The 300-nt window shown below is 67.0% G+C and carries 1 protein-coding gene; it reads left to right on the top strand.

Going from position 1 to position 300, the window contains the following annotated elements:
* Nucleotides 1–300: TolC family protein (locus AC0IYH_RS30785; RefSeq protein ID WP_471837962.1), on the top strand; the 300-nt coding region annotated here is incomplete at both ends.

Genomic DNA, 300 nt, shown 5'->3' with positions numbered 1-300 from the left:
GCGCCGCGAGTATCACCACGTCTTATCAATTCGCCCTGTTCGGCACCATGCAGCGCGGCATCGAGAGCGCCCAGGCCAGCGCCGACGCCGCCCAGGCTGCCGCCGACATCGCGCGCATCACCCGGGTCGCCGATGTGGTGCGCTCCTACACCCAGGTGTGCGCGGCCCACGAAGAGCTGGCGATTGCCAACGAGTCCCTCGACCTGCAAGCCCAGAGCACCAAGCTCCCCCAGCGCCTGCGCGACGCTGGCCGTGGTGATGAAACCCAGGTGACGCGCTCGCAAACCCAATACAAATCCT

The sequence above is a fragment of the Pseudomonas sp. AC463 genome, assembly GCF_979253585.1.
This window is presented reverse-complemented; position numbering and strand designations above follow the sequence as displayed.